Genomic DNA, 7942 nt, shown 5'->3' on the forward strand with positions numbered 1-7942 from the left:
TATTTTGATAAGAAACCAATAAAGTCACTAAATGAAATAATGAAGTCTTTAAAGAAAAACATAACCATTCGATGAGTAATTAAACAGAACGTACCCTTAATAACAAAGCTCTTTTTATAACTTGATAGGAATGGAGAATATCACAAAAAGCTTCTGCTTTTAACTAAAACCGTTCAAAAGAGCATGATGCCAATATATTATTTAAGTTCACAGGTAACTTTACGAATCTTGCATAAAAATACGCTGTTATCGATTTATTTCTTAAATAAATTTATGTTCCAATAACGCACCACTACAGAAATAGCACTATCAGAAACCTTTTAACTTTTTTAAATCGGTTTCTTTTTGTTATTGCGTCATACAGAAAATCTTTTCCAACAACTATTAATAATTCATTAAATATAAAAGGATGAAATATTATAAATTGAAATATGTCTTTTTTGTGTCATAAATAAACTGATTCGCTTTTTTGCATTGGGAAACTTATTATGAAAAAATTATCTGCCACATTAAAGAGACATGGTTTGAATGCTTCACCTGTTTCTCGGTGTTTATCTGTATCTGCAAAGCTTTCATTTGGAACTGCAATGATTACATTTTTATCGAATGTATCGCCTGTGCTAGCTGCAAATCTTGCAATAACAGGAGCAAAAAATATGAGTCAAAATGCTCCAAGTGTAGGTTATACTAAAGGGAGTCATGGCAGTATTGTTTTTTCTGGTGATGATGACTACTGCGGTGTGGATAATGTTACGGGTCGTGGAGGAAGTGCTCCGCGTTCTGGGTCTGCAATAACTGTAGAAGAAGAATATCGGAGATTTCTTGAACAAGCAAAGTTTAATGGCACTTCTCCTTATAGCCAAAGCTCAACATCACAAATTTGGTCTGGTGATGGGAAAACAAATGGAGGTACGGGTTATATGGGGAAAGATTCGACTGGTGGTGATACCAATATCATGCCTGAGGCTTATGGTATTTATTCTTTTGCAACTGGTTGTGGATCTTCTGCGCAGGGGAATTATTCTGTAGCATTTGGTGCAAATGCAACAGCAGTGACTGGAGGGTCGCAAGCTTTTGGTGTTGCGGCGCTTGCAAGTGGGAAGGTGACGGTTGCTATTGGTGTGGGGGCAGAAGCGTCAGGAGATGCTGCGGTTGCTTTTGGTGGACTGACAAAAGCAAGCGGTGAACGTAGTATTGCTATAGGGACGAAGTCTAGTGCTCAGGGTAAGGAATCTATTGCGATAGGTAGTGGCACTGAGGGGGGAGAGAAAAATAATTCAGCCTCAGCAATGGGTATACAAGCAATTGCTATAGGTTCTAATGCTATGGGTCTTCAGGATTATTCAGTTGTTGTTGGTGCAAGTGCGGTTGTATCTGTTTCAAAAGGTATTGCCTTGGGTTATGGTTCTGTTGCTAATGTTGGAGATGGTATTTTGGGTTATGATCCTACGGGGGACACGCCATCAAAAGATAAGAGTGCGGCATGGAAAAGTTCTGTAGGTTCTTTAAGTATTGGTAATCCTGAGGAAAACATAACACGACAAATTACAGGAGTAGCAGCTGGTACTGCAGATACCGATGCGGTAAATGTTGCACAGCTAAAAGCGTTAAGAGGAATGATCACAAAACAAGAGGGGTGGGATCTTATTGTTGATGGTGCAGAGAAGACAACCATTGGTTCAGGCGATACATTAGTTTTGGCAGCTGGAAGTAAAAATTTTGAAATTACCAAAGATAAAGACGACAAAAAGGTAAAGTTTGACTTAGCAAAGGACATTACGCTGGATAGCGTAAAAACAGGTGAAAATACCTTCGATAGAATGGGTTTAATCATTAAAGATGGTCCTAAGATAACAACTTCTGGAATTTCTGCAGGCAATAAAAAAATAACAGGTATAAAAGAGGGTACAGAAAATACCGATGCGGTGAATTTTGCGCAGCTTGAGGAAGTTAAAAAACAATTAGAAGGCAGTATCTTAGTTGTACAAGATACTAAAACGCAACATATCACCATTGGTAAAGATACAGGTGGAGATAAAATTGATATTGCTAACAAGGATAAAGGAAATCGGACTCTCACTGGTGTAAAGAATGGGGCACTTTCAAAAGATTCAAATGAAGCAGTGACTGGTTCGCAGCTTTTTGCGACCAATAATGATGTGGTAATTCTTAAGAATAACTTTTCTGAGATACAGACGAGTGTAACAAGTGTTCAAACAAACTTATCAACAATATCTACAAATACATCGCAATATTTGGGTGGTGGTGCTGATGTATTGAATAGTAAAGCACCCACCTATACTATTGAAGACGAGTCCTATAATGATGTTTCTAGTGCTTTTTCTGGTGTGAGTGGCTCTTTTACAAAGGTAAAGCAACAGATTACGGATGTGAGTAATTCTGTCACGAATGTTGAAAATCAAATTAAAAATGTGGTGAATAATAGTCTGGTTAAACAAAATATTGAAACGCAAAACATAACTATTGGTAAGGGTGCAGGTGGTGATAAAATCGATATTACCAATAACAAAAATGAACAGCGTACTCTTACGGGTATAAAGAATGGTGACATATCAAAAGATTCAAAAGAAGCTGTAACTGGTTCACAACTTTTTGAGACAAATAAAAATATTGCTACTTACTTAGGCGGTGGTGCTGACTATAAAGATGGCAAATGGAGTGCTCCAACTTTTACACTGAAAACTGTTAACGATGAAGGCAAAGAAGAAGATAAGACTTATCAAAATGTAAGCGATGCTTTAACAGGAGTTGGTACTTCTTTTACAAATGTTCAGAATAAAATTATCAAGGATATTACCAACCAGATTAATAATGCGATTACCAATATACAAGGAGATAGCCTTGTTAAGAAAGATTCAAAAACAAATGATATCATTATTGGTAGAGAAGTAGAAGGCAGTGCTATCAATATAGCCAACAAAAATGGTGAGGATAGAACAATTTCTGGTGTTAAGGCAGCAACACAAGAGAATGAAGCCATTAACAAAGGGCAGTTTGATACAAGTATAAAATATGTAAATAACGAAATAACAAATAAATATAATGAGCTTAATCAAAATATAACGAATATTACGCAACAAGTTAAAGGTGATTCCTTATTGTGGAGCAGTGAGAAAGGAGCATTTGTAGCTCAACACGGTGAAGAAAAGACGAATAGTAAGATCAGCTTTCTTGCGAATGGTGATATCACTAAAAACTCAATGGATGCGATCAATGGTTCTCAACTTTATTCGATGGGGAATAGTCTTGCCGCATATTTAGGAGGTGGAGCTGAATACAAAGATGGCAAATGGGCAGAGCTTACTTTAAAGGTTAATACCGTTAAGGATGATGGTACAGCAAATGAAGAAAGCTATCATACTGTAGCAGACGCATTTTCTGCTGTTGGTACATCTTTCACGAATATTCAGAATACAATCACCAATGAAATTACCAAGGAAATCAATAAAACAAAAGGGGATGCCTTATTGTGGGATAATGAGAAAGAAGCATTTGTAGCCCAGCATGGGGAAGGCGATAAAAAAGCAGAGAGCAAGATTATGCACCTTAAGGCTGGAGACATTACTGCTCAATCAATGGATGCAATCAATGGATCTCAGCTTTATTCAGTGATCAATTCACTTTCTGGGTATTTTGGTGGTGGTGCAAGCTATCAGAATGGAGAATGGAAAGAGCCTACATTTTATGTTTCACAATTCAAGAATGATGGAAGTAGTAATGACAAAAGTGGCTATCATGATGTTGCAGGTGCGTTTGAAGGTGTGAATGATAGCATGAAAAATATCAACGAGCGTATTAATAATGTTGCTAAGGATATCTCATCGAGTGGTTTAAATTGGAATGAGACAGAAAAAGCTTTTGATGCTCGTCATGATGGAGTTGATAGTAAGATTACGCATGTAGCAGATGGAGATGTATCGAAAGGCTCGAAGGATGTTGTTAATGGAGGACAACTCTGGGAAACAAATAAGAAAGTTGAAGCAGTTGAAGATCGTGTAGAGAGTATAGATCAACATGTAAAAGATATTGAAAACACGGTTACGAATGATGCGGTTAAGTATGATAAAGGAGCTGATGGCAAGAAGAGTAATAAGATCACGTTAGTTGGTGGCAATGAAAGTGAACCAGTATTGATAGACAATGTAGCGGATGGTCGTATTGAGAGTGGTTCGAAAGAAGCGGTTAATGGTAGTCAGCTATGGGAAACGAACCAGCAGATGAAAACAATCCTTGATGATGCGAAGAAATATACGGATGAGCGTTTCAATGACATTATAAATAGCCAGATGGAAGATGTTATTAATGAAGCGAAATCTTATACGAATATGAAATTTGAAAGCTTAAGATATGAAGTTAGAGAAGTTAGGAAGGAGTCAAGACAGGCAGCGGCGATAGGTTTGGCTGTATCAAATTTGAGTTATGAAGATACTCCAGGATCCTTAAGTTTATCGATTGGTACGGGTGTGTGGCGTAGCCAATCGGCCTTTGCTATAGGCGCTGGTTATATGTCTGAAAATGGTAAGATCCGGTCTAATATATCAGTGACAAGTTCAGGAAGTCATTGGGGCATAGGAGCAGGCTTAAGAGTAAAGCTAAATTGATATATGTTAGGAATATTATACTCGAGTTATGAAACTATATTTTTAAAGTATTTTAATTTTATTTCGACAATAAATTCCATAGAGATTCGTTTAGACCGTTCATTTTTTATAGAGCTATTGCTTTTTTCTAGAATATTTGTTTTTAAAATGTTGAAAAAAAATCACACACTGACGTGAAAGCGTATATTTTTATTCCATTTTCTTAAAAATTTTATTTTCTTGTTGCTATTTTATTAAATAACAGATAGCGATACGGAAAGTATCTTAGTAAGACTCATTTTGATTAAATAGACAATTATGAGGGGGAGAAATAATGCGTAAAAGACAAAGATATAATAACAAAGCAAATTCATACTATTACATTACGCTTAATAAAAAAAACGCTCTAGAACAAAATTTCTTAAAAAATCTGAATCTTTCTTAAACACTATAAGTCCTTAATTTACTTATTATTAAGAAAAAGAGCTTTTTAATAAAAAGAAGTTCAATACAAAAAACACTTTCGAAAGCACTCTTTTAAGCAATAAAACCCTTATTTAAGTACAATGCATTTAATATTTAGAATAAAGAAAAATTCCTTTTTAAAGCCCACACAGCAAAAAACACCTATAATTTTTATTAGAATCTAAATGTGTCATTCTCACATCCATTAAATACTTTCTACACTTAGATCTCAACATAGAAAGCAGGCAGGAAACAAAATAAAGACTCAAAATGTTCCCACTCTGATTAGTTACTTTTAATTAAACTACGAAACTCATAAGTAACTAGCACTGAAATATGTCTTTTTTATGTTCTTGATATGCTTTTTAGATTTTTTCATTGGGGAGTTTGTTATGAAAAAATTATCTACCACATCAAAGAGACATGGTTTGCATATTGTTCCTGTTTTTCGACGTTTATCTTTGTTTGCAAAGTTTTCGTTGGGAATGGCAATGGCTACGGTCTTATCGAGTGGATCCCTTGTTATGGCTTCGAATCTTGCCATAACAGCCGCGAGTAATTTGAGTCAAAATGATCCATCTGTAAATTACTCTAAAGGAAGCCATGGCAGTATTGTTCTTTCTGGTGATGATGATTACTGCGGTGTGGATCATGTTATTGGTCGTGGAAGTGTTGCTGGACGTACTGGAACTGCAATAACTGTGGAAGAAGAATATAAGAGATTTTCCTCATACAAAACGATAAATGGTTTTTCTCCTTATAGCCAGAGCTCTACACAACAAAGATGGACTGGTGATGGGAGGACAAGTGGCAACATTGGTTATATGGGAAGGAACTCGACTGGTGGTGATACAAATATCATGCCTGAGGCTTATGGTGTTTATTCTTTTGCAACCGGTTGTGGTTCTTCTGCACAGGGGAATTATTCCGTTGCATTTGGTGCAAATGCAACGGCACTGACTGGAGGATCGCAAGCTTTTGGTGTTGCTGCACTTGCAAGTGGGAAGGTAACGATTGCTATTGGTGTGGGGGCAGAAGCGTCAGGAGATGCTGCGGTTGCTTTTGGTGGGCTAGCAACTGCAAGCGGTGTACGTAGTCTTGCTCTAGGTGAGCAAGCAAAGGCAACGGAAAGATTCGGTATAGCTGTGGGCGCTCAGGCACAGGCGACAAAAAGAGATGGCCTAGCTATAGGTCACATGGCGCGTGCTTCGGGTATAAGCAGTGTTGCAATAGGTTCCGAATATAATCTGGATGATGGTGAGAAGAAAAATGATTATACCACTGCGCAGGGAAATTATTCAACAGCTGTAGGTTCTATTGCTAAAGCTATGGCATATGCTACAACTGCTATTGGGCATCGTGCATATGCAAAGACTCAATACGCTGTTTCTATAGGCTTTTATTCAGAAGCACAGGGAGAGGGAAGCATTGCTTTAGGAGTAAACTCAAAGGCAGAAGAAACCGATTCTATGGCTTTGGGACATAGGGCAATTGCAAGTGATAAGTTCAGCGTGGCTTTGGGTATTGACGCAAAAGCAACAGTTATGGGGGGGGTTGCTTTAGGAGCTAATTCTGTAGCGGATGTATCTCCTAGTGTTTTTGGTTTCGATCCTCTCCTTAAAAAGGTTACAACTAATGAGAGTTCTGCATGGAAAAGTGGACGAGGTGCGTTAAGTGTTGGTACTTTAGACAGGACAAGACAGATCACAAAAGTAGCAGCAGGTACTCAAGATACTGATGCGGTGAATGTTGCGCAGTTAAAGTCGTTACAAACCTATGTAGACAAAGGCTGGAAACTCTCTGTTAACGGTAAAAATGCTAAAGTTGTAGGAATAGACAATACAATAGATTTAGCTTCTGGAAGTAACAATCTCCAAATCACCAAAGAGCAAGGCAACAACAAGATAAATTTTGATTTAGCAAAGAACATTACACTAAATAGCGCAACAGCAGGCACAAATACCTTTGATGCCACGGGTTTAATCATAAAAGATGGCCCGAAAATAATAACTTCTGGTATTGATGCCGGCAATAAAAAGCTAACAGGAGTAGCAAAAGGCACTGCGGATACAGATGCGGTAAATTTTGGACAGCTGAAGACAGTTGAAAAAGATATTAAAGACCAAGTAGCCGCTAGTAGCTTTGTGAAACATGATGCTGATACAAAACACATTACCATTGGAGAGGAAACCGATGGAGATAAAATTGATATTACCAACAAAAATAATGAGCAGCGTACTCTTACGGGCATAAAGAATGGTGATATATCAGAAGATTCAAAAGAAGCTGTCACTGGTTCGCAGCTTTTTGAGACAAATAAGAATGTTGCTGCTTACTTAGGCGGTGGAGCTGATTATAGAGATGGCACATGGATTGCTCCAACATTTACAGTAAAAACAATTAAAAATGATGGCCAGGAAGAAACGACGACTTATAAGAATGTATCTGATGCTTTGAGTGGAGTTGGTACTTCTATTACCAATGTTCAGAATAAAGTGACTGAACAAGTGAATAATGTGATGACCACTATCAAAAGTGATACCTTGTTGTGGAGTGCAAATGATAGAGCCTTTAGTGCTCAGCATGGGGAAGGCAAAGACAGAAGAAGTAGCAAAATTAAGTTTGTCCAAGGGGGAGATTTAACTGAAAACTCAAGTGAAGTTGTGACTGGTGCACAAATGTATTCAACGGGTAGCAAAGTAGCTAGGTTTTTTGGTGGTGGAGCTGACTTTGGAAATGGAAACTGGGGCTACCCAACATTTAAAATTAAAAGAGTTAAATCTGATGGTACAGAAGAAGAGCAAAGCTATACGAGTGTAGCAGAAGCTTTTGAGGGTGTTGGTACTGCTTTCACGAATATCAAAAATGAGATTACC

The 7942-nt window shown here is 37.4% G+C and carries 1 protein-coding gene and 1 pseudogene; both read left to right on the forward strand.

Features of this window, described 5'->3' with window-relative positions; translation table 11 throughout:
* Window positions 1-488: 488 nt before the first annotated feature.
* A complete protein-coding gene (locus tag ABD917_RS01845; protein ID WP_345118375.1) occupies window positions 489-4622 on the forward strand; it encodes a Vomp family autotransporter in 4134 nt (1377 codons plus the stop codon).
* A gap of 836 nt (window positions 4623-5458) precedes the next feature.
* A pseudogene (locus tag ABD917_RS01850) lies at window positions 5459-7942 on the forward strand (hypothetical protein); the annotation flags it as partial.

The sequence above is a fragment of the Bartonella pachyuromydis genome (assembly GCF_039543065.1).
GTDB lineage: Bacteria > Pseudomonadota > Alphaproteobacteria > Rhizobiales > Rhizobiaceae > Bartonella > Bartonella pachyuromydis.

Excerpts from the sequence above, each read along its gene's own strand:
- ABD917_RS01845 (WP_345118375.1), top strand. The coding sequence starts at position 489 with ATGAAAAAATTATCTGCCACATTAAAGAGACATGGTTTGAATGCTTCA.